The organism is Arthrobacter sp. FW306-1B-F12A (assembly GCF_058781865.1).
The window spans coordinates 30,494-55,894 of sequence record NZ_JBYSXD010000012.1 but is presented as its reverse complement, the minus strand read 5'-3'; the positions used below and the strand labels follow the sequence as shown (position 1 = coordinate 55,894).

Sequence of the window (25,401 nt, the reverse complement as noted above, 5' to 3'; positions counted from 1 at the left end):
AACCGAAAAGTCCCCCAAGGGCAGGAACTACCATCCAAGGGCAAGGTGAAGGAGTGGGTCATGGCCCATGAATCCGGGGTTAACCCGAGGAAGAATTAACGCAAATATGTCAGGACATACGAACAACAGCACGAAACGTTTTGCAGTGGATCGCCCTACTTGCGGGCTCGCTTCCAACCGATCGTCAGGAACGTGACCAGGACCGCTATCGCCGCGGCCAGGGCCAGGCTGACCGGGCCGGTTCCCCAGTCGAGTCCCCCTCGGTCAGGAGAAACAGCGGTCCAGTCGGAGAAGGACGCCCCCAATGGCCGGGTCAGGATGTACGCGAACCAGAAGGCCGGGATCGCCGCCAGCAGGCGACGCCAGTGGGCCAGTGCCGGGACAGCGATGACAACCGCGAACATGACGCCCGAGGCGAGGTAACCGAGGCCCAGCGAGTAGGCGGCCAGGTCCCCGGTAGCCGTGCCGAGGGCGAAGGTTGTCAGCACAGCGGCCCAGTAGAAAGCCTCCCGACGCCGGGTGGTGATGCTATGGATGGAAAGGGTCTTCTCGTTCCGGTGCCAGAGCAGGAAGACAACAGCGAGAGCCGCGGTGAAGAAGAGGGTCGACGCCAGATAGGGGACGCCAAGTCCGACGTGGACAGCGTCCGCAGCCATGGTCCCAAACACACTGACCATCGCGACGGCGGTCCAGTACACCCAAGGGATGTAGCGGCGGACGCGGAACTGGAGGACCAGCGAAATTACCAACGCCGCAAATCCGAGGCCCAGAGCGATCTCGGGCTCAAAGCTGTGCACCAGGAAATCGGACGTGGTTTCGCCCATCCCGGTAGTGAGGATCTTCACTACCCAGAACAAGACGGTCACCTCGGGTACTTTCGAGGCGGAAGCTCGGGCGACGGCTTTCTGCAGTCGATCGCCAGCAGCTACGGTGTCCTTGGCCCGCGGGCTAGCGGTGAGTTCTTCGGGCATCATGGCCCCCATTGTTCAGGGCTTTCCCGAGCGTTTCCCGAATGTGACGCGTGGGGCCCTCGCCCTGACACGGCAACGCGTCCCCCAAGCCACCCCGCGCCATTCGCGGGATAATGGAACCATGGCCGATCAGGATCAGGATCCTTGGGAAGAGTTCGACAGGCTCAAGCCCGCGGGACACGATCGCGTCCAGGGCTATCCGGGAGGAGAACCCTTGGGTTTTGGCTTCCAGACGGGCGTGCGGAGCGCAAGGGTGGCCTTTGGTTTCGCCGTCTACACTCTGGTCCTCGGAACCGTTCTGGTCTTCGTCGGAATCATCGACTTCATCGGCACCGGCGAGTTGCTGTGGCTCGGACTGATGGTGCTCATCGAGGCCGCCTTCATCTACGGATTCATCCAACTGGCGCACCAAGCGCGCAACCGACGCTCAACTTAGGCGCGCCCGTTGTCGAAGAATTACAGCCCCTCCGCGATCCGCTTGATCGCGGCCAGGCGGCGGTCCCACTCTGCGCCGATGCGCTCGAGGCTGCGTGCCGTCTCGCTCAGCTGTGAGCCGAGCACCCTGTAGCGCAGTTCGCGGCCCACGCGCAGCGATTCAACGAGTCCGGCGTCCTGCAGCACGGCGAGGTGCTTGGCGATCGCTTGCCGGGTGACCGGGAGCCGCCCGGCGAGGGCCGACGCCGATGCGTCGCCCTCGCCGAGGGCAGCCAGGATGCTCCACCTCGTCTCGTCGCCGAGCGCGGCGAACACGGGAACCAGGGTGCTCGCGGTCACGACCCACCCTCGACATAAGCGGCCAGTTCGTCGAGTTCCGAGTCCCAGCCCTGGCGGTGGCTCTCCATGTTGAACGCCGGATCGCTCGTCGTGTCGAAACCGGTCTCGACGACGGTGAGCTGCGTTCCGCCGTCGAGCGCTTCAAGCGTGAAGCGGAAAACGGTCGAACGGTCAGGATCGACCTCGGTGGGCTGGGTGCCGCGCGCGTCGTCGTTGCTCCAGCGGTAGGCAATCATTCGGGGTGGGTCGAGCTCCTCGATCCGCACCGGGAAGGCGCCGTATCCTTCGAAAGAGAAGACACCGCCGGCGCCGACGGCGACGTCGTCGAGGACGGCGGTCTGTCCGAACCACCGCGCGATGTGCTCGGCTTCGGTGATCGCGGCCCAAACCTTCTCGATTGGTGCTGCGATGGTGATGGTGCGCCTCACGGTGAACTCGCCGGCATCGACGACGGAGGCCTGGTTTGCAGTCATAGTCATGATTCTGTTCCTTTCAGTCAGTTACTGCAACTACAGGGTTGCATTAACCCAAAGAAAGAGCAACCCCTAGGTTGCAGATTAGATTCCTCACCCCTTGCGCGGCAGATACGTGTTCACCGGGCGGCCCGTCGAACCGTAGGCCAAATGCAGGTCAACTAGTCCTTTGCGTTCGAGTTCGCTGAGATAGCGCTGGGCCGTCGGGCGGCTGATGCCGACGCTGCCGGCAATCTCCGAGGCACCCAAAGGCTCCGTGGAGTGAACCACCATGTCGAGGACTTTTTGCATGGTGGGCGGCAGGCGCCGGGGTGCTTTCGCAGGGGGAGCCGTCCGGCGCAGGCTGAAGAGCTGGTCCACGGTCGCCTGGTCGGCCACGGTCCGGGACTCCGCTTCCTGCCGCCAGCGCCGATAGGCCTCGAGTTGGGTTTGCAGCTGCTCGAAGCCGAACGGTTTGACGAGGTAGTACACCGCTCCCCCGCGCATGGCGGCCCGCACGGTCTCAAGGTCCCGGGCGGCGGTGATCATGACGGCGTCGAGCTTTTCGCCGGCTCCCTGAAGGGACCGCAGTAAACTGATGCCGTCTTCATCGGGGAGGTAGACATCCAGCAGAAGAAGGTCCGGTTTGAGCCGCTGCACGGCTTCCCTGGCCTCCGCCGCAGTGTGTGCCTCGCCGACGCATTCGTATCCCTCGATTTTGGCCACGCGGCTGGCGTGGATGCGCGCTACGCGGAAGTCGTCGTCGACCACCAAGGTGCGGATCATTCGATCGATTTTCCTGTCATGACCGGGGTTTCGGATTCCAAACGCGGTTCCGGTAACCAGATTTCAAAGCGTCCCCCGGGTCCGGGGAAAACATCCATGGTTCCTCCCGCACGGTGAACGATCCGGCTCACCAACGCAAGGCCTATCCCGCGACGCATTCCCGGCCGCGGTTCTTTGGTGGTGAAACCGTCAGCGGTGATCGTGCCCACCAATTCTGCAGGAACACCGGGCCCATTGTCGGTCACGCAAATGAAAATGCCCGAGGAGTCGTCCAGTTGGATGGTCACCTCACGGGGTGTGGGTTGCTCCGCGAGGATCTCGACGGCGTTGTCCAGGAGGTTCCCGACGATCGTCAGCAGTGCTTGCGTTTCAAGGAACGGTTGGCGCAGTTGCGAGTCGTCAGTCACCGATATTTCCACATCCTGCTCGGCAGCCACGGTGATTTTCGCGAGCAGCAGGGCCGCGAGCTCGGGCGGCTCGATCCGCGAGCGCAGTCCTTCGCCAAGTGAGCGCGAGGTGTCCGAAATCCGCGATACGAAATTCCGCGCCTGGTCCACATCTCCAAGCTCCAGGAGTCCGTCCACCACGTGGAGCCGGTTGGCGTACTCATGCTCCTGTGCGCGCAAGGCTTCCATCAGGCCTTCGACCGAGCGAAGGTCGCGGACGAGGCCCTCAACCTCGGTACGGTCACGCAATGTGACCACCGAGCCTATGCTCCTTCCAGCCAGGGCAACGGACATCCGGTTGACCACCAGCAAGGCGTCCTCGGTGATCACGATCTGGTCGGTTCCGCTGATCTCACCCGTCAGGAGGGAACGAAGCCGTCCGGGCGGCAGAAGATCCTCGATTTTCTCTCCCAGCACGTTTTCTTCGAGATGTAGCAGGGAGCGTGCCTCGGAGTTGATGACGGTGACCCGGCCGTCGTCGTCGAAGCCGATCATCGCCTCGCGGATGCCGTGCAGCAAGGCTTCGCGCTCTTGCAGGAGGGACGCAATCTCCACCGGTTCGAGATCGAAGGTGACCCGCTTGATTCGGCGCGCCAGAAGGGCCGAACCCATGGCACTGATCACGAGCACCACGGCTGAATAGCCGGCGATCAGCAGCACCTGCTTGGTGAGTTCGCTGCTTTCCGTGGTCTCCAGGATTCCCACCGAGACCTGCCCGACGACGGTCCCGTCCGCCGCGCGCACCGGCGCCTTGGCGTTGACTGAGTCGCCAAGGCTGCCTTTGTCTATTCCCACGTGGGTCTGCCCGTCAAGGACCGCGACGGGTTCTTCCAGGGTCTGCCCGATGAGGTTTGGATTCGGGTGGGAGTACCGGACACCTTTCCGATCGGTGACCACGACGTAGTCCGGCTGTGCCTGGGACTGGACCTTGCTCGCGATCGCCTGAATCGAGTGCGTGGGATCTCCGTTCCCCAGCGACGTCACGATTTCCGGCATTTGCGCCACCGTCGTGGCGATTCCCAGCGCCCGGAGCCTGTACTGGTCTTCGAGGGTCTGGTTGCTGATCTGGGTGTAAAGAAGCGCGCCCAGAGTGACTGTCACAAAGAGGATGCAGAGCAACCACACCAGAATCTGGGAGGCAAGGGGCCGGGCCTTCCAGCGCGCGCCGAAAAATCGCAAGCCACGCGACTCTGGATGCACTGCCGACCTCTTCCTACTCTCCTAGTAGCTTATGTGACAAAGTTCACGGCTACTACGGCTCAGCGGCGTACCGGCACCTTGGCATGCCACGAGGTGTGTTTCTCATAGACGTGCGCGATGCCCAAGAGATCCGCCTCCGCGAATTCCCGTCCCAGGAAATGCATCCCCACCGGCTGTCCTCCGGCAAATCCGCACGGGATGCTGAGTCCGGGCATTCCGGTGAGGTTGGCCGGCGAGAGCATCATGAGCGCGCTGGAGAGGGAATCCTTCCCCGTTGAGCCGGTGAGCGAATGGGACATGTCAGCTTCGATCGGCGCGATGGACGGCAGCGTCGGGGACACCAAAGCCTGGACTCCTGCGTTGTCCATGGCAGTCCGCAGGGAGGCGCGAAGAGACGAGCGCACTTGATGCGCCAACTGGACGTCTTCTCGCGGCACCAAGGCGCCGGTTTCGATCATCACGCGGGTTCCGCGGAGATACTTGTCAGCGCTTCCGGCCAATAGTTCGCGATGGTGTTCGACCGATTCGGACAGCGAAATCGCCAAGCTCGCCGGCAGGGCCATCTTCAGTTCCGGGAGGGACACCTCAACAAGCTCCACCCCGAGTCCTTGCAAAACCATCAGAGCCTGCTCGAGGACCGCAGCCACTTCCGGCGTGACCTCCCACTCGGCCCAGGCGCCACGATCCACCGCCACCCGGGTCGGGGCCGGCATCGCCTCGGGGAGCACCATCTCCTGAAGGCGTGCCGCCGTCGCGGGCTCCAGCATGCCTTGGAGCAGCACCGCACAATCCGACACGCTTCGAGTGATCGGACCGATGTGGTCAAGAGTATGGCTGACGTTGAGAACGCCCGAACCGTCCACCAGTCCGGCCGTGGCTTTGAGGCCCACCAGCCCGTTCACCGACGCCGGATTCCGCACGGATCCACCGGTATCCGTGCCCAGGGCGCCCGGTGCGCTCCCGACGGCCACGGCCACTCCCGAACCGATGCTGGACCCGCCGGCGTAGCGCTCCGCCCCCCAGGGATTTTTCGACGGCGGGGTCCCTTGTCCGAAGGCGAACTCATGGGTCACCGTCTTGCCCAGGATCACTGCCCCGTTCCGCCGCAAGTGCCTCACCACACCGGCGTCGTCGGAAGCAACTCGGCCCTTGAGCGCCAGGGACCCGCCTTCAGCCGGCATCCCGCGCACGTCGATGACGTCCTTCACGCCAAGCGGAATCCCGTGGAGCGGTCCGAGAAACTCTCCGCGCGCCGCGCTATTGTCCGCGGCGCGGGCCGCGTTTCGGGCGCCTAGCCGGTCGACGTGGACCCACGCATGCACTGAATCTTCGGTGGCCTCGAGCCGCCCGATGACGGATTCCACGAGTTCGGCCGCCGAGAGTTCGCCGCGGCGCAGGAGCCCGGACGCCTCCGTGATTCCCAGTTCCCATGCTTCAGTCATTCGCGCCTCCTCCAGGGGCTTCCTGCAAACGTCGGGGGTCGAAATCGGCCCTCAACGCGGCCATGCCGCGCTGAAAGTCATTGAATGAGCGTTCGACGGCGGCCGCGTCCTCCCGCTGGATGGCCTCGCCAACCAGCTCGATGAGTCGCGCGGACTGCTCTGGAGTCAAGGGCCCGTTCACCGGTGCGCCGCCGGAGTCAGCCGACCGTCCCGCACCACGCAGACGCCGCCGACGAAGACGAACCGTACGTCGCGGAAGTCTTCGGCGCTGGCGACGACGACGTCGGCATCCCGTCCCGTTTCAATCCGCCCACCGTTCGGCGCAATCCCCGGAATCAACCCGGTCACAGCGGATGTTGCCATGGCCACTGCTCCGGCCAAGGTTCTGTAGCCATGCTCGGCCACATCCTGCACGGCCGAGATCAATTCATCGTGGTGGCCCTCGTGGCCGTAGTCCGTGGCGAGGACATCCACCAGCCCGGGCTCCTGCAGCAGTACATCCCAGTGCTCCCGCGTGGTCACGGTCTGTTTGCGGTGCAGGAGGTCGAAAACGGAGACTTCGGCCGGCCAACCGTGGTCCCTGCCGAACTTGGCCAAGGCAAGCGCCTCCGCGGGGGTGTGCGAGGGGTGGTTGGCGTGCGAGGCAATGACACTCGCCTTCGACCCGCCTGCCGTGGCCTGTGGTGTCCCGTCCATGAGTTCGCGCATGACCCGGGCTGTCGCGGCTGCACTGTGCACAATCGCCGGGACGCCGAACCGAGCCGCGGCCTGGACGCCCTCCCGGATGCCGTTGAGTGCTGGCTCGATGGAAGGCAACACGGAATCCGCGATGATTTTCCGCAATGCGACGAGGCCGATCTGTCCTTCCAAGCCGGCTTCGGCGGCCGCGGCGCGCAGTTCGGCCATGTCGCAAGCCTCGGGATCGATGAAGCGGCCAAGGACGGCTTCCTTCATCCGCCGGGCCTGCGCCGAGTGCACGCGCACGCCGCTCGCCCTTTCGATGGCGCGGGGGATGTAGCTCAGGTCCTGCCCTCCCCCGCCGAGGGTTTGTCCGCCGCCGAGCTCCCCGATCGCGATCGCGCCGTCCTCGAGCATCCTCTCCACCGTACGGTGGCCGGACTGGGCGGGCAGTCCCCTGCCGTCAGCCAGTCGTGCGGCCCGCTCAGCCTCGGGCAAGTATGTCGTTGCTCCACGGACCTGGACCGCATGGCGGCGGTCGGCTTCCCGGACATGGTCCATGGTGCAGAAACCGCAAAGGTTCAGCACTGTGGTGGTTCCCGCAAGAAGGTGGCGGTCAAGATTCGCGAGCCACTCGTCGTCGGGCAGCGCGGGGGCGCCGCTGGGCATGAGCGGCCCGGGAGTCACCCCATGGACGTGGCTATTGATGAGACCAGGCATCACGACGCATCCGCCCGCATCGATCACCTCGCCGTCGAACGCTTGATCGCGATCCCAACGCTCGAGAACGTCGGCGACGCGACCGCGGCGCAGGATCACTGCTCCCGTTTCGAGCACCGTATTGCCTGTGCCTGGCACTACGGTGCCACCGTGGATGAGCGTAGACATTCGACTCCCTATCGATTACGTTCATGATATCGAAGTATCTTCACTATAACCACAGAGAAAAAGCGCAGAGGAGATTCCACAGTGCCAGTCCCCTCCACCTCCCGGGATTTCGTGGGCTACGGCGAGCATCCACCGGAGTTCCGCTGGCCTGGGGATGCACGCGTTGCCGTGTCCCTGGTGATCAATGTCGAAGATGGAGCGGAGCGCAGCATCGCCCGCGGGGGCCCAGCGGACGATCTTGGAGCCCACTGGATCAAGCACCCCGCCCACCCCACGGTCCGGAACCTCACGCTGGAATCCGCTTTCGAATACGGATCAAGGGCAGGCATCTGGCGCGTGTTGCGCATTCTGAGGCGCCACGACGCGAGGGCAACGGCTTTCTGCTGCGCCACGGCGCTTGAGCAAAACCCGCAGATCGCTGCTGCGCTCGTCAGGGACGGCCACGAAATTGCCGACCACGGTTACAACTGGGATACCCACGCCGGGCTCGCTCCCGAGGAGGAGCGCGCGCTCATTACCGCTTCCCGCGACTCCATCGCCCGGAGCACCGGCGTTCCGCCGACCAGCTGGTACTCCCGCGACGGACTCAACCCTGGCACGCGGGACATTCTCGCCGCCGCTGGATTCATGTACGAGTCCAATAGCTTCAACGATGACTTGCCGCACTCCGGAACCGGGATGGACAAGGCGGGGAAGGACGGAACGGGGTTGCCCGTGCTGCCCTACGCCGGTGACACCAACGACTCGGGCCTCTTCAGGCAGTTCCCCACGGCCACCGCGTTCGCGCGCCACTTGTGCGGCACGCTCGACATGATGCTCACTGACAGCCGGCACGGCCCGTCCGTCATGAACGTGGGCTTGCACCCGCGCCTCATTGGCCGGCCTGCCTACGCCGCCGCCCTGGATGCGTTCTTGTCCCACGCGGGCAAAAACCAAGCGTGGACTGCGACGCGATCGCAGATCATCCAGGCCTGGCTGCTGAAGACGAGCCCTAGGCCCTAGCGAGCAGCGCGCCCCAACCAGGGATCGGGCGCGCAGTTCCGGCCAGCCGGAGGAGATGCCACAGCGTGGCTGTTGCGCTGTCGACCACGGGCACGCCGAATTCGGACTCGAAGCCGGCCGCCAGATAGGCGGAGCGAAGGTTCGTCCCGATGCAGACCACCGCGTCGACGTCGGAACCAAAGGCGGGCTTCATGAGCGCGCCGATTTCGGTGCTGGACATCCGCGAGATCTCCGGATTGGACATCGACGTCGCGGGCACCGAGGAACGGACTACTTCCAGGCCGCTGGCTGCGTACTCACGTTCAATGAGTGCCACGATGCCCGCGGGGCCGGGAAAAACGACGGCGACCCGGCCGGCGTCGAGCGCTTCCAGGGCGGCCACGAGCGCGAGGGACGCCGTGGTGGCTGGCGCGCCGGTGGCCTGCGTCAATGATTCGGCGAGTGCCCGGTCGCCTTCGAGGCCGGTCCAGGATCCCGACGTTCCATGGAACGCGATGGCATCCAGCTCAGCATCGCTGAGCAGTGACGGCGCGTCGCCGAGAACCGTCGCATCGATGCGGTCATCGAGGTCCGCCGGGAGCCGGAAGCGGCTGTAGTGGACGCCGATGTCGGGCGATCCGGCCAGGATGTCGGCTGTCAGGGACTCCGCGTTCGAGTTCGACGACGGCACGAGCATTCCCAAACGGGACGACGGGCCGGGCGGGCGGCTGATCAATGCGATTTGCCCAGCGACGGCGGCGTCGAGATCGCCACCATGACGGCCGCGGTGTCCGTGAGGTTGCTCCACCAATGCGGCAGCGTGGCATCATAGGTCAGGCTGTCGCCCTCGCCCAAGGTGAACTCCTGCCCGCCAACACTCGCCACGAGCGTGCCGGTCTGGACCACGACGCACTCCTCGCCCTCGTGCGAATGCGGAACCTCCGCGCCGTCGAAATGCGCGGGGATGGTCATGTTGATGACGCCAAGCTTCCGGTCCGCATCCGGCACGATCAGTTCCATGACGATTCCCTGCGAAGGAATCTCGATGCGGCGGCGATCGGCCCGGCGCACCAGCATGTGGTTCTGCGTCTCGCTGGGGTCGGTAAACATGCTCGCCAACGGCACACCGAGGGAATTGGCGAGGCGAAGGAGCGTGGCGAATGACGGATTACCGATGCCGCGCTCGATCTGGCTGATCAGTCCGGCGCTGACGCCGGCCCGGTCCGCCAATTCCTCGACTGTGAATCGCCCCGCACGCTGTTCCTTGAGCATGGCCCCCAAGTGGGTGATCCACAGGTTGCGGTGCAGAGTGTCATCGTCGTCGACTTTAACAACTTCCGTGCTTCCCAATACGGCTCCTCAGTGTTCCAGCACTCATCAGTATATCGAAGACTCGTCAACTAAACGAAGAATCCTGCCTGGATCCTCCGGCGTCGAGCCCTTCTTCATCGTCACAGCATGCCAGCATCGGCATCGCTGCAGAAGAACCACGCGGTTCATTTTCACAGGGAGTCGCACCTCGTCACCCGGGTCTCCGGAGCGACGGCATCAGCCAGCTGCGCGATCATCGAGGCGAGCTCACGCTCCCAGTACACCGCGGCGCGATCGGCGCCCCGGGCGTGGACATCGCCGGCACTGGCAATGTCCGCGGCAGGAAGGCCCACGCTTTGGCCGGCGGCGCCGAGGACGTCGACGACGCGCTGGACAGACTCCTCAAGAGCGACCGCCCCGGGCCTCCCCTGTTTCATCAGTTCGCCGGCCAGGTCCGTGGGGCCAACCCAGCCGCCGTCGAAACACTCCAACGCGACGAAGTCTTCGACGGCGTCGACGGCTTCCACCGTCTCAAAAAGGACCGTCAGCCGGGGCTCCAGCGAATAGTCCGCACCAAACGCCGAGGCGAACGAAGCCTGTTTCGGCCGGAACCCATAAGGGCTGAACCTCGTCGCCCGATAGGCCCTTTCAAGTTCCTTCGGATGCCGCACCCTGGGGAGCACAATCTCGTCCACGCCCGTGTTCGCGAACGCCACCAAGGTCATGTCGTCGAGGTCGGGGACACGGACGGCCACCCGGGTATTGGCGCCCGACAGTCGCTGGACCGCATCCGCGCATTGCTGCAAGGTCAATGTTGTCTGCTCTGCGTCGAGGACCACGAAATCCAGGTTTCGGTAGGCAACCACGGACAACAGCGTGGGGGTCGGCTCGGCCGTGATGAGTCCGACCTGCCGGACCAGCGACGCCGCCATCACTCGTCCGCCACGAACTGCCAGTCGGCGGGCTTGCTGACGCCGACAACAAGGTTGACGTCGTCGTCGCCGTCGTTGGTTATGCCATGGGTGGTGCCGCGGGGAATGTAGATGCCATCGCCAGGCTTGGCCCGGTACTCGGTGTCGCCCAGATGGACGAGGGGCTCGCCCGAGATGACCACGTAGAACTCGGAGGCATCGGGGTGGTGATGGCACAGGTGATGTTGCCCGGGGAGGATCCTGCCCCAACTGACGCAGAGGTCGTCGGAGCCGCTCAGGTCACGCGAGATGAGCGTAGAGACGAGCCCCTGGTCCCTTTGTCCGCGCAATCCCGTCTTCTCCAACGCCGTGAAGCCTTGCTCATCCACGTTGTGGACCAAGCGCGAAATGTCAGTGGCCATTGGAGTCCGTCCTCCCGGCATCGACGTCGTCACGCGCGGCCTTCGTACGCTGGTTCGAGCTGACCGGCGGCAGGTGGGTTGGCGACCCACCACCGGGCAATTTCCTCCCTAGTGGCGAACCAAACGTCGTTCCGGGCACGGGCATACTCCAGGAAGCGCCTGACGCCCAAGGCCACGCTGGGCCGCCCCCCGATGCGCAAGTGCACTCCCACGGACATCATCCTGGGCACGGTTTCCCCTTCGATCAGAAGGCAGTCGAGGCTGTCCTTCAGTACATTGAAGAAGTCATCCGCTGTCCCGAGGCTTCCGGGACCCCAAAACCTCGCGTCGTTCGTGTCGCCTGAGTAAGGGACCACCAGGTGGCGGGATTCCCCGGCGGAGACAAAATACGGCAGGTCATCCGCGTAGGAATTGGAGTCATAGAGGAAGCCCTCGTCCTTGAGGATCGCACGGGTATTTTCCGTGATTCCTTCGCGGACGTACCAACCCACGGGCCGGACACCCGAGACTCCCTCGATCGCCGCGACGCAGGCCCGGATTTCGGCCAGTTCCTCGGCCGGAGTCATTCCAACGGTCCCCCGCCATTTGTAGCCGTGCGCGCAAATCTCGTGTCCATCGCGCACGATCGCCTGGGCGGCCTCCGGGTTTCGTTCCAGGGCTACACCGCACGCCATGAATGTCGCGGGCACGTTGTAGTCCCGGAGCAAAGCCAAAAAGCGCCAGATGCCTACCCTGCTGCCGTACTCGAAGAAGGATTCCTTCATCAAGCTCCGCCGCCGCGGATCCGAGGACCAACCACCGAAAATCGTGACGTCTTCATCGCTTTCATCACCGGCTTCTATGGAGCTCTCCGCGCCTTCCTCGTAGTTGATGACCATGGAGATGGCCACCTTGGCACCATTCGGCCACGTCACGACCGGGGGGTTTTCCCCGTATCCAATGAGGTCTCGCATTGACTCACTCCTTGCCGTTCGTCGCTACCAATCGAAGCGTCGAACTCTAGAATTCATTATATTGAACTGAACTTCACTATGCAATCAGCGGCCTTCCGCATAGACCCTCCTGTGCGCGGCCAATGACGTCCTGAGCATTCCGTCGACGTCGTCGATCACGTTGCCGTGGGCCGGGCCGATCAGTTTCGTGGGAAGCGTGTCCAGTACCGCTTCGATCGCCTCGAAGGCATCACTGACATCCACGAACTTCGTCCAGTAGAGAGCCCTCCCGGTGCCATACGCCGCTTGGTCCACGGTGGGAGGTTCCGGCATCTCGCCCGACAACAGGCGGCATTGGCCGGGAAGGTGGACCGGTTCGTCGTCGTCCTCTGCTTCCCCGTCTCCGCGCGCTGCGGGGACATCGTGGATAAAGGAGAAGCCGTCCGAAACGAACATCATCCGGGCGCCGTCGTCGTGGCCCCAGAGAGTGTTCTCCAGGTCCCGGATGAAGGCCGGAAGGAAGCGGAACTCCCGATTGCCAAGATCGATCCGGCTTCCGGCCGCCTGTGTCCGGAACCTGGAGCGGTATTCGGGGAAATGCAGGTGGTAGTCACGGACATCCCCCACTACGAGCGCCCCGGGATACTTGTCCAGCAGGGCAGGCAGGTTGCCGGCGTGCGGGATCTCGGGATGGGTCGGGAACACATAATCCAGGGGACGTTCACCGAGAACCAATTCAAGCTGGGCGAGAAGGAGGGCACGGTGAGCCGGATCCCCCGTGTCCACCAAGAGCGTCGCTTTGGAGCCCACCACCAGGTAGGAGGAGACGTGATAGTGGACTTCCTGCCCCTGGGCGTTGGCCGACAGGCAGCCACCCAGCCAATAGGTTCCGTCGGCAAGCCATCGGAGTTCGACTGCGTCGTGCTTCACTGGACTCTCACTCTCTGGATCCCGACTTCCTCGATTGCCCGCGCCAGCTGCTGTGCCTGCTCAAGGCACAGGTCCCTGCCCACAAAGGGTGTCCCGTAGCCGGGCCCGACGGCGCGGACATCGCGGTCCCGGAAGATGTCGGCAACGTTCCTGGCGATCGGCCCGGTATCTGCCCCTGTGAACCAGCGGAATTTCCGGAGCCCCTCGCGGGTCTCCGGCTTGGCACTCCCGCCGTGCGTGAACGCATCCGAGGTCAGCAGCGCGCCCGATTCCGGATCGAACACCCAGAGGGTCGGCAGGAGCCGGAGGAGCGGCGACACGAGTTCGACGACGACGCCGTCCTGCACTTCTACGCGCATCGACGTCCCCGGATCCACGGCAATCCGCTTGGATTCGGCCTTCGAACGGGGCACGGTGATTCCGCCCGTGTACCAGACCGCGCCAACCGCAAAGTGTTCCTCGATGGCCGGGATGTTGAGGCAGCATTCCATTTCTGTCCTGGTGAGGACAATGGATAGTGGCTCTCCGGGTGACAGCAGCCGGTCGAGCTGTTCGATGATGTCTTCCTGGTGAAGGCGAATCCCGGTGTCCACCAGCACTGAACCGGACGGCCCCTTGATCAAGTAGCAGTTCACCGCTTGCGCACGCTGTACGCCGGGCGGGCACCAGCTCATGCGCTCATCCAGTTCGATGTCCCCGCCGAGCCGGTAGATCCGGCCGCTCAGCAAACCGCTCATTTTCACTCCTTCCCTTGGATCCGGATGGTTCAGGAGGCGCTGGCTGTCTCCCAGACAGCAATGGCTTCGTCGAGGGTGCAGACGTCGTGCCGGGCCCGCATGACGGTCAACGCGGCGTCGTGCACCACCGTGTCGTAGGCTCCCACCGCATCCTCGAGCAGCACGGCATAGAAGTCGTTGTGCACGGCGTCGCGCATGGTCGCTTCGACGCAGCCACCGGTGGAAACGCCCACGAGCGCTACCGACTCAATCCCCTGGCTGCGCAACAGCAGGGCGAGTTCGGTGGCGATGAATGCGCTGGGGCGTCGCTTGGTGATCACGACTTCCCCGTCTTCGGGCGTGCAGGGTTCGCAGAATTCGGTCGCGGGGTCGCCTTTGGCGCTGAGCTTGCCGAGGTCAATGGGGCGGCCGTTCGCTGCGGTATAGAGGGCACGCAGCCAGGCCGCCGGCGAGCTTGCGCCGTCGGGAAGGTTCTCGACGCGTATGTGGAAAACCGGCACCCCATTGGCACGGGCCGCGGTGATGGCCCGCCCGCATTTTTCGACAACGGACGGCATCATGCTCATGTCATGTCCGGAATCCCCTATTGCGCCACCGTGCGAAACAGCTCCCACCTGCATGTCGATGACAACCAGTGCAGTAGTGGCGGGATCGAGCAGTTCCTCGAGGGTGTCGCGGACGGGTTTGCCGCAGATTTCAATCATGGTTTCTTCCTTCAAGCGGATCCGGGGTCACAGCGGATATGGGGTCGGGTGAGTCCTGGCCGGCGGTCGCCCCGCCGGCCAGAACCATGTGCTTCTTGGGATTTGCTACTTGCCCAGACCGGCGAAATAGACCTGGTCGTTGGTGAGCGGTACCGCACCCGTCAAGGTGTCTTGCTTGACGATCAGGTTCCGGACCTCCACCAGGGAGAGGATCGGGGCGCCCTGGTCCACCAGTCCGGCCATCTTCTTGAGCAGGGCCGTCCGCTGGTCCGTGTTCGTGCTCGGGGTGGCGGCCAGCTGGGTCCGGGCGGCATCGAATTCAGGATTGGACCATCCGGTGCTGTTGCTCGGAGCTCCCGTCGAGTAGAACGCGTAGGTGTAGAACGCGGGGTCTGCGATGACGATCGGCTCGGAGTACAGGACGGCCTGGAAGCGTCCGTCGATGAGCGCCGAGGAGAAGTCGGTCGGGCTCGCAACGTTCAACAGCTGCACCGTGATGCCCACCTTCGCCAGCATGGATTGGATGAGGACGGCTGAACTCTTCGCGACGGGACCCGGGCGGCTCACGCTGTAGCTGAGTGTCAGGGGGAATCCGTTCGCGTACTGGGTCTGTGCCAGCAGCTTCTTGGCCCCGTCGGGGTCATATTTGTAGGTGGGCGAATCCTTCACCGCGGGAAAGATCGAGCCCGCCGGGTCCGCGAGGCCGGCGTAGGCACCCTTGGCCAGGGCGGCCCGGTCGATCGCCATGGAGACTGCCTGGCGAACCTTCTCGTCTGCCAGCGGACCGGTCTTCGTGTTGAACATCATGGTGTCGCGTGTCTGGCTGGTGCACTTGAGGACACTTACCCCACTGACACCGGTCATGGAGCTGTATTGGTCATATTCGAAGCCGTTGGCAATCTGGGCCTCGCCGGTCTTCACCAATTGGGTCCGGGTCGCGGTGTCGGGAACGGCCTTGACCACAACCCGCTTTACCGAGCCTCGATCGCCTCCCCAGTTCGGGTCCGCGGTCACCGTCAGGGACGTCCCGGGAGTAAACTCCTCGAGCTTCCACCCGCTGTAATCGGCCAGGTTCTTCGAGAGCCACTTGTTGGCCGTGGGGTCATCCGGCGTGACGTGAAGTTTCGCTTCCTTGCTGTCGTGGATGTAGAAGAGATTGTTCTGCAGTGACTCGAGCGTGTATGACGTCATGCCGAGGGTGTTGAGTTCAACAGTGCGGTCATCGATCACCGTGACGAGGTTGTCCACATTGAATCCGCTGCTCTTGAGCGTCCCCTTCATGACGGGCTGCCGCACCATCCCGATCGCGAGGCTCCATTTCACGTCCTCGGCCGAGAGGGTGTTTCCAAACTGGCTCGTCAGCTTCCGCAGCTTGACGATGACCCCCTTGCCGTCCGGGGCGGCAACCGCACTTTCGGCGAGCCGGCCGGTCACCGCGGTAGACGGCGTCGAGCATGATTGGTCATCAGTTGCGCCGGTCTTGTACTCCAGCAACTGGGAACCGAGTCCGCTGAGCACAACGTGTGATGCACTGCCGCCCCACGGGGCGGGGGTGAGGCTGTCCGGGAGGGCGCCGACCGCAATGACGACCGACTCCGGCTTGGCCACCGCCGCGGTGGGAGTGGCTCCCCCGCATCCGGTGAGCGACACAGCTGCCGCTGCTGCGACCCAGCCGAGCAATAAACGCGAATTCTTCATAAGCCTGGTTCCAATTTCTGTACAGAGGGAAAGGACGTGTTACGAGTAGTGCGCTGCTGATGGGGGCAGTGGATTAGTAACGGTAGGCGTGCTTGTGGCCGGCCCGGATGATGGGCGCCACCTCCGGAATATTGGTGATCACGTTGCCGTGGGTGGGCGCTACGATCTTGACCCCAAGGTCATCCATCAGCTTGCCGACCCGGTCGTAAACCTGGTCGGCGTCGTTGGCGAATCTGGCCCAGTACAACGCGCTGCCGGTAAAGAAGGCTGCGTTCTCGACCGCGATGGGTGCCGAGAGTTCATCTGTTGTCAGGCCACATTCGCCGGGGAGGTGCACCGGATCCTCATCATCGAGTTCCGGGCGGTGCATGTAGCAAAAACCGTCGGCCGTGAAAAGCACGCCCGACTTCGGTACGAAGCCCCATTGGGTATTTGGCAGGTCCCTGATCATGGCCTCGACGATCACGAATTCATACCCGCAGCCGAGATCCACTTTGTCCCCGGGAACCCGGGCGTGCAGGTTGGGCACGATCTGCGGGTAGAAGAGGTGGTAGTCCCGGATGTCGCCGACAACCTTGATATCGGGGTACTTCTCCACGAGGCGCGGAAGGTTTCCCGTGTGCGGAAGCTCCGGATGCGTCGGGAAGACGTAGCTCAGCGGTTTGTCCCCGAGCAATCCGTCAAGGGTTTCCGAAATGATGTTCCAGCTGGAGGGGTTGCCCGTATCAATGAGGATGGACGACTCGGTCCCTTGTGCCAGGTACGTGGAGGTGTGCCCGTGGATAACGCGGTCCTGGAGGTGGAACGGCAGGCACGAACTCATCCAGGTGACGCCGTCGGCTACCTCGCGCGGAAGGTCGCGGCTCATGGTTTCTACTAGTTCTTCCATCGGGATTCTCCTATGCCTTTTCCGGTGTCAGCGCGGCGAGCATGAAATCAAGGTGCCGGCGGACGAGCTCGCGCCCGCGGATCACGCAACCGCGGGAAGGGGCGATGGTCTCTGGGGCCAGGGTCTCGAACTTGTCCGAGAGCCATTCCCGGAGCGGCTCGCACGTGGCCCGCGGGATCCACTCGTATTTCGCGTAGAGGTGCTCGGCGACCTGCTTGGCCGTGGTGGTGTCCTGGGCGATCGAGTCGATGATGCGGGAACCGTCCGGGCTCGTCATGGTGCCGTGGGTGAAGGTGTCGGAGGTGAAGATGGTTCCGGTATTCGCGTCCCAGCCCCAGAAGGTCGGGAGGAGCCGCAGGAGCGGCGACTCGATGGTCAAGTGACGGCCCGGCGCCACCTCGATCTCTGGAGTGCGGGCCATGGAATCTCCGCCCTCTCCCTTCTGGTCGATCTGCTGCCGGCGTCCTCGGAGCGCAAGCCGGCTGAGGTCATCGAAGGCATCGAAGGGGTTGATGGCGCCGCCGGTGAAGAGGCGTTCGATGTCGAACTTCCCGGCAATGGGTTCCAGGTTCGAAACGCAGTCCATCTCGCTCCGCGTGAAGAACATGGAGAGCCGGCCGTCGTCGTCGAGCAGTTCAACCAGGTCATCGAGGATTTCCTGGCTGTGGACTGCGAGCCCGGTGTCGACCAACAGTCGGCCGGACCCTTCGCTGAGGAGATAGCAATTCGACGGCTGGAAGCCGGTTGCCCCGGCCGGTACCCAGCTCACGCGGCCATCGAGCGGAATGGTTCCACCGAGGGCAATAACTTTATCTTCATGAACTTTAGTGAACATGTCTTCAATCTATTGAAGTCGGGAGACGTCTGTCAAGACTTCTCGGAGGCGGCTGAGGGCTTCTTAGGAGATGGTTGCCGGGTTTGCGCGCAGGCGCTTCTGACGGCGTCCTGCCACGGCTTTGCTGCGCGTACGGGGGTCCAGAAGGGTGATCAAGGCGTCGAGAACGACGTAGCCGAGCAAGCTTGTGGTTCCCATGATGAGGACAAAACCTTGAATGACGGGCACATCGCCTTTGAGTACGCCGTCGAGCGACCAACCACCCACTCCTGGCCAGGAAAAGACACTTTCCACAATGGCCGCTCCGCTGAGGGACGCGGCAAAGAGAAGTACCAAGTAGGTCATGAGTGACCCGCGGATGTCACTGAGGGCATATCGGAAGACCTGGGTGGGACGCAGTCCGCAGGCCTTCGCGAACTCGATTTGTGGTGATTGGAGCACCTGCAAGAGTCCCGAGCGCACCGTCTTTCCAAACGGGGCAGCAAAGAACAAACCCATCGTCACGATAGGAAGGACAGCGCGGCCGAGGATTGACGAAAACGTACCCCATTGGCCGGCAACTATGGCGTCGAGGGGAATTGATCCCGTGACGCGGGGCGGAGTGATCTGCGCACTGGAGAGCATGCCGATCGGTGCGGGCGCGATGCGCAGTTGTTGATAGAAGACGAACAGCAACACGAGGGCCAGCACGAATTCCGGCATGGCCATGAGGATGGATATCCAGAACGTGAAGGCTTTATCGGCAAAACGCCGGTAGCGATAAGCCGCGAACGTTCCACTCGCCATGCCGATGATGAGGGCCAAGGCGAGCCCCGGCACCATATAGATCAAGGTATTCGGGAGCCGGGTCAGGATTTCGCTGGACACCGAACTGCCCGTGAAGAGGGAATGGCCAAGGTCCCCGCTCAGGGTCCTGGACATGTACCCGAGGTAGCGTTCCCAGAAAGGCAGGTCCAGGCCAAGTTCCGCGTGGATACGGGCGACGTCTGCCGGGGTTGCGTATTCACCCAGAAGGGCCACCGCGGGGTCGCCGGGAAGAAGGGACACGAGGCCAAAACTGAGGGTGATGAGGCCACACAGCAATAAGGCAGCAACAAGGAGCCTCGAAATGATGTAGCGGATCATGAAATCTGCCCCCGGGAATTCGTAGAGCCAACGACGGCGGAATAGGGAACTACCGGCAACGCCGCGGAAATCAGCGATTGGGTATAAGGGTGCTGCGGAGCCATCAAGACATCTCGGGTGGGACCAGTTTCGACGATTTTTCCGCGGTGCATGACAGCCACCGTGGAACAGAAGTGCCGGACCGTTTCGATGTCGTGGGAAATGAAGACGTACGTGAGGCCGCGCGAAGCCCTGAGGCGCGCGAGGGTGCGCAGGATAGAGGCGCGGATAGTCAGGTCCAACGAGGACGTTGGCTCATCCAGGACCACCAGGCTGGGATTCGTGACCAGGGCGCGTGCGATGCCCACGCGCTGCTGCTGTCCCCCGCTGAGGTTCGCCGGGCGCCGGTCCATGAAATCGGCCGAGAGGCCCACCTCTTCCAATGTCGCCAGGACCCGCAGCCGCCGCTCGGCACGGTCGCCCATCCGGGCGACGATGAGCGGCTCCTCGACGATCTGCCGGATCGTCAGGCGCGGGTTCAATGACGCGAAGGGTTCCTGGAAGACGATCTGCCAATGGCGGCGCTTCCGGCGGAGTTCGCCACGGCCAAGGGCCAACACGTCCTGCCCCTCGATAACGACGGATCCGGAATCCGGCTCGGCGAGCCTCAGGATCAGGCGGCCCAGGGTCGACTTGCCAGAACCGCTTTCGCCGATGACGCCGAGCGTCTCGCCGGCTTCCACGGACAGGGTGATTCCATCCACGGCGCGTGCTTCCCCATGGGGAGTACGGAAGATCTTCGTGACATCCACGAGTTCAAGGAGCGGCATTCTCAAGACCTCCGGGCTTCGGACAATTGGACCGTGGAGGGGTTAGGCGCTTCCGGCTCCGCGGTATCCGGAGCTTCGGCGTCCCCTGGAACGAATTGCGTCTCATCTTCGGGACGCACCACCGAGTTGAGCAGGGAGATCGTGTAAGGATGCCGCGGACGGACAAAAACGTCCTCAACGAGTCCTTGTTCCACGATATTTCCGCGATACATGACAAGGACGCGGTCGCAGTAGGAGGCCACCACCCCGAGGTCATGGGTCACGATCAGCATCGAACGGCCGCTCTCGACCGTCAGCCGGCGAAGGGTGTCCAGGACCTGGCGCTGGACGGTGAGGTCGAGCGCCGTCGTCGGCTCATCGGCGATCACCAGCTGCGGGTTGAGGTAAAGCGCCATGGCGATGACGACGCGCTGGGCCATGCCGCCGCTGAGTTCGTGCGCGTAACCGCGCATCACGCGTTCCGGATCGCGGACTCCCGTCGACTCCAAGAGCTGGAGTGCACGGCTGCGCTCGGAGGCATCAACCTTCACTCCGTGCGCCTTGGCGATATTGGCGAACTGCTTTTCGATGCGGGTCACCGGATTCAAGGCGCTGAACGGATTCTGGGCGATGAATCCGATCTCCTTGCCTCTGATTTGGCGCATTTCCCGCTCGGGCAGGTCCAGGAGGTTGCGGCCGGCGAAGTTGACGTTGCCGGCAGACACCTTGCCCGGCGGCATCAACAGCTTCGTGATGGAGCGGACCACGGTCGATTTGCCCGAGCCGGATTCACCGACGATCCCGACAATCTCGTTGTCCTGCACCTCAAAGGAGACGCCATGCAGCGCCCGGACCACACCCCGGGGAGTGTGGAACTCGGTTTCGAGTTCCCGGACTTGGAGGGTCTTGTTCATCGGGTGTGCTCCACTCGTTCCATCTTGTCCTCAATGGCACCGGCGATGATGTTGAGAGAACCGATGACCAGGAGGAGGGCGAGCGCCGGAAAAGCCACGGCCCACCATTGGCCCCGGATGAGCATGCTCACGCCGTCGTCGATCATCGCGCCCCAGCTTGGCTGGGGCGGTTTGACCCCGACGCCGAGGAAGTTCAAGGCGGCAATCGTGCTCAGGGCGCCGGCAGTGGTCAGCGTGGCCTGCACGAGGATCACACCGTAGGCGTTCCTGAAGATGTGGTTGAAGGCCACGCGGATTGGCGAGCATCCGATGGCCACCGCCGCCTCGACGTACCTCGATGAGCGGAGCGAAATCGCCGCCGCACGGGACAAGCGTACGAAGCGCGGAGCCGCAACCAGGGCGATGGCGAGGATGACATCGGTGGCACCGCCGCCCATGAGCTGGATGGACACCACGGCTATCACGATGATGGGGAGGGCGGCGAAGGCATCGACTACGCGCATGATCGCCTCGCCGGCCACGCCGGTGGTAGCGAAGAGGCCCAAGGGAACGCCGATGACAAGGGCAATGGCCGTCGCCGCGAGGGATATGGGAAGGTCGAGCCTCGCCGATTCAATCGTCCGGGAGAACACATCCATGCCGTTGCCGTCCGTGCCGAACCAATGAACGGAGTTGGGGGCCAGGGCCATGGATTCTACGTCCGGCTGGAGGGGGTTTTGGGGAAGGTGGAGAAAAATCGCCGCGAGCGGGAGTCCCACAATGAAGGCGGCGGCGACGACGGCAAGGACCGCCCCTGATCGCTTGTACGCCCAGGCCCTGCCTTGCTTGGCCCAGCCCGACGCACGTCCGCCCAGGGACCTCACTGGAGTCCGGGACTCGGCTGTCGTAGTTTCACTCAATTGGCACTCGATCCGGTTGACGGGTGTAGGTGAAAGCCTTCTTTTGACTGGCGCATGCGGGGCTCCAGCCACTCGACATCCTGCCGAGAATTTGCATATCGAAGTTTCATCACTTTATTGAAGTCTATGATTGTGTGTCAATGGTCACTGTTGACAGGACCATCAAGCGTCTTCATTATGGTGACAACACCAACAGTAAGATGAAGACGGATGTCAACCTTGGTGTGAAGCCGAGCCCTGATCTGTTTTCCGAAGACGATTTGGAGACAACAATGACCAATCTGAGTAAATCGGCAACTGTGACCGACACCAAAGAGCCCGCATTCGAGCCCAGCGTTCGCTACCTGCTCCGTGACGGTGAACTGGTGGAATACGCGGATGCCAAGCTCCATGTCCTGAGCACCACGTTGAAGTACGGCGTCGGCGTCTTCGAAGGGTTCCGCGCCTACTGGAGCGATGAGGACCAGCAGCTCTACGCCTTCCGGGTGGCCGACCACATGCGCCGCTTGATTGACTCGATGCGGGTGGTGGAAATCGACGGGCCGCGCGACATCGGCGTCTTGAGTGAACAATTGCTCGGCCTGGTGCGGGCGAACGAGCTACGCGGGAACCTCCACATGCGCGCACAAGTATTCGTCGACTCGAGCGACGGCAAGCCGGAGGACACCGGCCCTGTCTCCGTATTCATGGCGGCCATCCCCATGGGCAACTATTTCGGTGCCAGCGGACTTGACGTGCAGATCAGCAGTTGGGCCCGCTTGTCCGACCGCTCCATGCCGCCCCGCGTCAAATCGATCGCCAACTACCAAAACGGGCGCCTTGCCATGCTGGAGGCCCGGCGCAACGGGTACGACGCAGCCCTTCTGCTGACCGAGGACGGTCACGTTGCCGAAGGTGCCGGCTACAACGTGTTCATGGTCCGCCAGGGCCGGTTGTGCACTCCCCCGGCAACGGACAGCATCCTGGAGGGGATCACCCGGGACAGCGTCCTGCATCTGGCACGCAACGTCCTCGGCGTCGAGGTCGACATCCGCCCGATCGACCGCACGGAACTCTACTCGGCCGACGAAATCTTCGTGTGCGGCAGCGCCGCCGAAATCAACCACGTTTCTTCCGTGGACCGCACGCCCATCGGCGACGGTACTGCGGGTGAACTCACCCGCCAGCTGCAGCACGCGTACCGGCAGGCGGTCGTCGGACGGGTCGCCGCCGATCAACAGTGGGCACAGCCCGTCTACCCCACCGCATAGCTTCACCCCGCCGACTCAAACGAAAGGGGCAGCATGCTGAACATGCTCCACGCAAGCCATGAATCGGCGTCGGGATCCTTTGACCGCGACGCCGCCCCCGTGATCGAAGTAAGCCAGGGCGAGCAGTTCTCCCTCGGCGCCCGGAGCCTACTGACAGGCGGCCTGTTCGAAAGCACCGGGGAGTACGAGAAGTTGTCGATCCCCGTGACCGGGCCGGTGGCAGTGCGCGGCACCAATCCCGGGGACACGCTCCGTATTGACGTCCACGAGATCCGGATAGCGGACCGGGGCGCCATGGTGACGCTCCCCGGGCGCGGCGGTTTCACCGGCGGACTGGGGCGGTCCGGCCGGGTGGTCGACATTGTGGACGGGAGCGTCCGGTTCGACGACGACATCCGGATTCCCATCCGGCCCATGATCGGGAAAATCGGCGTGGCACCGGCCGATGGGAATCCCAACTCCAGCACCGTCGGGTCGCACGGCGGCAACATGGACTGCAAGGACGTCACCGCCGGTTCCGCCGTCATCCTGCCCGTGCAGAGCGCGAACGCCTTGCTCTACGCCGGCGACCTTCATGCGGTACAGGGCGACGGCGAGTGCTCCCTTACCGCCGTCGAGGTCGAGGGCAGCGTTGTCCTCTCCTGCCACGTCTTGCCCGGGGTCACCGTCAAACGGCCGGTGGTCTTGTCCGGGGGTTCCGTCATCACGATCGGCGACGGCGAGACGCTCGACGACGCCGCGCGGCTGGCGCTCGACGACATGCTCGAACTCCTGCAGGCGGACCGGAAGTGGACCCGCGAGAAGACAGCGATGCTAATGAGCGCGGCCGCAGACGTTTCCGTGTCCCAGCTCGTCAACGCCCGTGCCTCGGTCAAAGTCTCCCTTGCCGCCCGCTACTTCACCTCCGCACCGTTTTCCCTTGAACCTCACCAACACTGAACCGTCACCAACACTGAAAGGCGCGACCCCCTGATGCTTGATCTCGTTCTCACCAACGGCTTGGTCGTTACCCCGTCTGGCGCCAAAACCCTGGACATCGGCATCGCGGGAGGCAAAATTGTGTCCCTCCGCGAGACCGGCCTCGGACACACGGAGGAAGCAACACGTACGGTCGATCTCCGCGGCCAATTGGTTGTCCCCGGCGGCGTAGACCCGCATGTCCACACCAATTCCGTCCTTCCGACGGCGGCCGAAAGCGGAATCAAGTGTTTTGGCCCCGACCGGGTGAGCGAGGGCGCCATCTATGGCGGCACCACCACGCTGGTGGACTTCGCGCATTGGCAACCCGGCGATGAGCTCTCGGAGTCCTTTGCCCGCAAATCGGCCGAGTGGGCCGGGTCAAGCTACACCGACTACGCCTTGCACGGCACGTTCAAGGAACCGGAGATTCCATTCGAGGTACTCGAGCAGATTCCCGACGCCGTCGCGGCCGGCCATGGCAGCTACAAGGTCTGGATGACCAACACCACCCCGACGCGCCCCAAGCAGAAGACAGACCTCGGCAACATGTGGGGGCTCATGCAACAAACAGCCCAGGCCGGGGCAATGCTCGCGGTGCACGCCGAGGACGACGACATTGTCATGTACGCCTACAAGCAATTGCAGCGCGAAGGCAGGATCGGGCTGGAGAACATGCACCACGCCCACAACAACCTCTCGGAAAAGTTGTCCTTCCAGCGGGTCATCACCCTCGCGGAGCACGTTGGTGCGCCCATCTACCTCATGCACGTCAGCGCCCGCGAAGGCGTGGACGCCATCCGCGAGGCACGCGGGCGCGGCCAAGCGGTGTACGGCGAGATCCTCCCGCACTACGCGTACTTCACGGCGGAAGACTACAAACAGAAGAACGGCGCGATTTATCACACCTACCCGTCCTTGAAGTCGGAAACGGACCGCGACTCCATGTGGGAATCGTTGCTCGAAGGCTCACTCAGCACCCTGGCAACCGACGGCGTGTGCACCGACCTTGAGGTGAAGACCCGCGGCAAGACCATTCTTGACGCCACGGGCGGTCATGCCGGCGTCGAAATGCGCATGGCCGTCGCGTACACCGAAGGGGTGGCCAAACGCGGTCTTGACCTGACCCGCTTTGTTGACATCACCTCGGCCAACGCGGCGAAGATCCTCGGCCTGTACCCGCAGAAGGGCGTGATCGCGGTGGGCAGCGACGCCGATCTGGCGGTCCTGGACACCACAGTGAAGAAAGCCATCCATGCCGAGGACCTGCACGAAGCCGACTACACCCCGTGGGACGGCTACGAGGTGGCGGCGTGGCCGAGCATGACGGTCCTGCGCGGGCAGGTCATGGTTGAAAACCGGGAATTGAAGGCAGAAGCCGGTGGCTCGCTGCTCAAGCAGCATGTCTCGAGCGACGTCCGGAACCGGCCGGCCTGCTGACAAGCAGCCCCCGACGGCGGCGGCTCACTTGGGCCCCCCCC

At 63.6% G+C, this 25,401-nt stretch carries 28 protein-coding genes; 5 read left to right on the top strand and 23 right to left on the bottom strand.

Annotated elements, in window-relative coordinates:
* Positions 1-155: 155 nt before the first annotated feature.
* Positions 156-974 carry a COG4705 family protein gene (locus tag AC3WJU_RS08480; protein ID WP_492259638.1) on the bottom strand — a complete coding sequence of 273 codons (819 nt, stop codon included), beginning with the start codon at positions 972-974 and terminating at the stop codon, positions 156-158.
* Positions 975-1,092: 118 nt separating this feature from the next.
* Here AC3WJU_RS08480 and AC3WJU_RS08475 point away from each other — a divergent pair, with 118 nt between their 5' ends.
* On the top strand, positions 1,093-1,407 hold the full coding sequence (locus tag AC3WJU_RS08475) for a hypothetical protein (RefSeq protein WP_306963817.1): 315 nt from the start codon (positions 1,093-1,095) through the stop codon (positions 1,405-1,407).
* 20 nt (positions 1,408-1,427) lie between these two features.
* Here AC3WJU_RS08475 and AC3WJU_RS08470 read toward each other — a convergent pair whose 3' ends face one another.
* The 7 genes from AC3WJU_RS08470 to AC3WJU_RS08440 form a co-directional block, all read right to left on the bottom strand.
* Positions 1,428-1,745: an ArsR/SmtB family transcription factor gene (locus AC3WJU_RS08470; RefSeq protein WP_492259637.1), complete on the bottom strand. Its 318-nt coding sequence runs from the start codon at positions 1,743-1,745 to the stop codon at positions 1,428-1,430.
* The gene (locus AC3WJU_RS08465; RefSeq protein ID WP_059388271.1) at positions 1,742-2,224 is read right to left on the bottom strand and encodes an SRPBCC family protein; all 483 of its coding nucleotides are present in this window, start codon (positions 2,222-2,224) and stop codon (positions 1,742-1,744) included. The genes AC3WJU_RS08470 and AC3WJU_RS08465 overlap by 4 nt, the downstream gene beginning before the upstream one ends.
* Before the next feature lie 87 nt (positions 2,225-2,311).
* Positions 2,312-2,983, bottom strand: a complete 672-nt coding sequence (locus AC3WJU_RS08460; RefSeq protein ID WP_059388273.1) for a response regulator — start codon at positions 2,981-2,983, stop codon at positions 2,312-2,314.
* Positions 2,980-4,608: an ATP-binding protein gene (locus AC3WJU_RS08455; protein ID WP_306963824.1), complete on the bottom strand. Its 1,629-nt coding sequence runs from the start codon at positions 4,606-4,608 to the stop codon at positions 2,980-2,982. Before AC3WJU_RS08455 ends, AC3WJU_RS08460 begins: the two co-directional genes overlap by 4 nt.
* Positions 4,609-4,688: 80 nt before the next feature.
* Positions 4,689-6,071, bottom strand: a complete 1,383-nt coding sequence (locus tag AC3WJU_RS08450) for an amidase (protein WP_492259636.1) — start codon at positions 6,069-6,071, stop codon at positions 4,689-4,691.
* The gene (locus AC3WJU_RS08445) at positions 6,064-6,240 is read right to left on the bottom strand and encodes a hypothetical protein (RefSeq protein ID WP_306963828.1); all 177 of its coding nucleotides are present in this window, start codon (positions 6,238-6,240) and stop codon (positions 6,064-6,066) included. The genes AC3WJU_RS08450 and AC3WJU_RS08445 overlap by 8 nt, the downstream gene beginning before the upstream one ends.
* Positions 6,241-6,248: 8 nt before the next feature.
* A complete protein-coding gene (locus AC3WJU_RS08440) occupies positions 6,249-7,637 on the bottom strand; it encodes an amidohydrolase family protein (RefSeq protein ID WP_492259635.1) in 1,389 nt (462 codons plus the stop codon).
* An 81-nt stretch (positions 7,638-7,718) separates the two neighbouring features.
* Here AC3WJU_RS08440 and AC3WJU_RS08435 point away from each other — a divergent pair, with 81 nt between their 5' ends.
* Positions 7,719-8,639 carry a polysaccharide deacetylase family protein gene (locus tag AC3WJU_RS08435; RefSeq protein ID WP_492259634.1) on the top strand — a complete coding sequence of 307 codons (921 nt, stop codon included), beginning with the start codon at positions 7,719-7,721 and terminating at the stop codon, positions 8,637-8,639.
* On the opposite strand, the gene AC3WJU_RS08430 is transcribed toward AC3WJU_RS08435, so the two are convergent.
* The 15 genes from AC3WJU_RS08430 to AC3WJU_RS08360 form a co-directional block, all read right to left on the bottom strand.
* Positions 8,629-9,426 carry a maleate cis-trans isomerase family protein gene (locus tag AC3WJU_RS08430; protein WP_492259665.1) on the bottom strand — a complete coding sequence of 266 codons (798 nt, stop codon included), beginning with the start codon at positions 9,424-9,426 and terminating at the stop codon, positions 8,629-8,631. The genes AC3WJU_RS08435 and AC3WJU_RS08430 overlap by 11 nt on opposite strands.
* On the bottom strand, positions 9,351-9,968 hold the full coding sequence (locus AC3WJU_RS08425; RefSeq protein WP_059388278.1) for a helix-turn-helix domain-containing protein: 618 nt from the start codon (positions 9,966-9,968) through the stop codon (positions 9,351-9,353). The genes AC3WJU_RS08430 and AC3WJU_RS08425 overlap by 76 nt, the downstream gene beginning before the upstream one ends.
* A gap of 152 nt (positions 9,969-10,120) precedes the next feature.
* Positions 10,121-10,861 (bottom strand): aldolase/citrate lyase family protein, encoded by a 741-nt coding sequence (locus tag AC3WJU_RS08420; RefSeq protein WP_307052702.1) that lies wholly within the window; start codon positions 10,859-10,861, stop codon positions 10,121-10,123.
* Positions 10,861-11,262 carry a cupin domain-containing protein gene (locus tag AC3WJU_RS08415; RefSeq protein WP_306963835.1) on the bottom strand — a complete coding sequence of 134 codons (402 nt, stop codon included), beginning with the start codon at positions 11,260-11,262 and terminating at the stop codon, positions 10,861-10,863. The genes AC3WJU_RS08420 and AC3WJU_RS08415 overlap by 1 nt, the downstream gene beginning before the upstream one ends.
* A 29-nt stretch (positions 11,263-11,291) precedes the next feature.
* Positions 11,292-12,215 carry a polysaccharide deacetylase family protein gene (locus AC3WJU_RS08410; RefSeq protein WP_306963837.1) on the bottom strand — a complete coding sequence of 308 codons (924 nt, stop codon included), beginning with the start codon at positions 12,213-12,215 and terminating at the stop codon, positions 11,292-11,294.
* An 84-nt stretch (positions 12,216-12,299) separates the two neighbouring features.
* Entirely contained in the window at positions 12,300-13,124 is an 825-nt protein-coding gene (locus AC3WJU_RS08405) for an MBL fold metallo-hydrolase (protein WP_059388282.1), read from the bottom strand.
* Positions 13,121-13,861: an MBL fold metallo-hydrolase gene (locus tag AC3WJU_RS08400; RefSeq protein ID WP_492259633.1), complete on the bottom strand. Its 741-nt coding sequence runs from the start codon at positions 13,859-13,861 to the stop codon at positions 13,121-13,123. Before AC3WJU_RS08400 ends, AC3WJU_RS08405 begins: the two co-directional genes overlap by 4 nt.
* Positions 13,862-13,890: 29 nt before the next feature.
* The gene (locus AC3WJU_RS08395; RefSeq protein ID WP_492259632.1) at positions 13,891-14,565 is read right to left on the bottom strand and encodes a cysteine hydrolase family protein; all 675 of its coding nucleotides are present in this window, start codon (positions 14,563-14,565) and stop codon (positions 13,891-13,893) included.
* 105 nt (positions 14,566-14,670) lie between these two features.
* The gene (locus tag AC3WJU_RS08390) at positions 14,671-16,263 is read right to left on the bottom strand and encodes an ABC transporter substrate-binding protein (protein ID WP_284989437.1); all 1,593 of its coding nucleotides are present in this window, start codon (positions 16,261-16,263) and stop codon (positions 14,671-14,673) included.
* A 73-nt stretch (positions 16,264-16,336) separates the two neighbouring features.
* A complete protein-coding gene (locus AC3WJU_RS08385; RefSeq protein WP_492259631.1) occupies positions 16,337-17,152 on the bottom strand; it encodes an MBL fold metallo-hydrolase in 816 nt (271 codons plus the stop codon).
* Between the two features lie 10 nt (positions 17,153-17,162).
* Positions 17,163-17,987 (bottom strand): MBL fold metallo-hydrolase, encoded by an 825-nt coding sequence (locus AC3WJU_RS08380; protein WP_059388287.1) that lies wholly within the window; start codon positions 17,985-17,987, stop codon positions 17,163-17,165.
* Between the two features lie 63 nt (positions 17,988-18,050).
* Positions 18,051-19,112 (bottom strand): ABC transporter permease, encoded by a 1,062-nt coding sequence (locus tag AC3WJU_RS08375; protein ID WP_492259630.1) that lies wholly within the window; start codon positions 19,110-19,112, stop codon positions 18,051-18,053.
* On the bottom strand, positions 19,109-19,921 hold the full coding sequence (locus AC3WJU_RS08370; protein WP_284989435.1) for an ATP-binding cassette domain-containing protein: 813 nt from the start codon (positions 19,919-19,921) through the stop codon (positions 19,109-19,111). The genes AC3WJU_RS08375 and AC3WJU_RS08370 overlap by 4 nt, the downstream gene beginning before the upstream one ends.
* Positions 19,922-19,923: 2 nt before the next feature.
* On the bottom strand, positions 19,924-20,814 hold the full coding sequence (locus AC3WJU_RS08365; RefSeq protein WP_492259629.1) for an ABC transporter ATP-binding protein: 891 nt from the start codon (positions 20,812-20,814) through the stop codon (positions 19,924-19,926).
* Positions 20,811-21,713 carry an ABC transporter permease gene (locus AC3WJU_RS08360; protein WP_148667466.1) on the bottom strand — a complete coding sequence of 301 codons (903 nt, stop codon included), beginning with the start codon at positions 21,711-21,713 and terminating at the stop codon, positions 20,811-20,813. The genes AC3WJU_RS08365 and AC3WJU_RS08360 overlap by 4 nt, the downstream gene beginning before the upstream one ends.
* A 272-nt stretch (positions 21,714-21,985) precedes the next feature.
* On the opposite strand from AC3WJU_RS08360, the gene AC3WJU_RS08355 reads away from it, so the two are divergent.
* Genes AC3WJU_RS08355 through AC3WJU_RS08345 form a run of 3 tightly spaced genes read left to right on the top strand, consistent with a single transcriptional unit; the run spans position 21,986 to position 25,360 of the window.
* Positions 21,986-22,963, top strand: a complete 978-nt coding sequence (locus AC3WJU_RS08355; protein ID WP_307052695.1) for a branched-chain amino acid transaminase — start codon at positions 21,986-21,988, stop codon at positions 22,961-22,963.
* A gap of 33 nt (positions 22,964-22,996) precedes the next feature.
* Positions 22,997-23,902 (top strand): acetamidase/formamidase family protein, encoded by a 906-nt coding sequence (locus AC3WJU_RS08350; RefSeq protein ID WP_492259628.1) that lies wholly within the window; start codon positions 22,997-22,999, stop codon positions 23,900-23,902.
* Between the two features lie 33 nt (positions 23,903-23,935).
* A complete protein-coding gene (locus tag AC3WJU_RS08345; RefSeq protein ID WP_306963853.1) occupies positions 23,936-25,360 on the top strand; it encodes a dihydroorotase in 1,425 nt (474 codons plus the stop codon).
* The last annotated feature ends 41 nt before the right edge of the window (positions 25,361-25,401 follow it).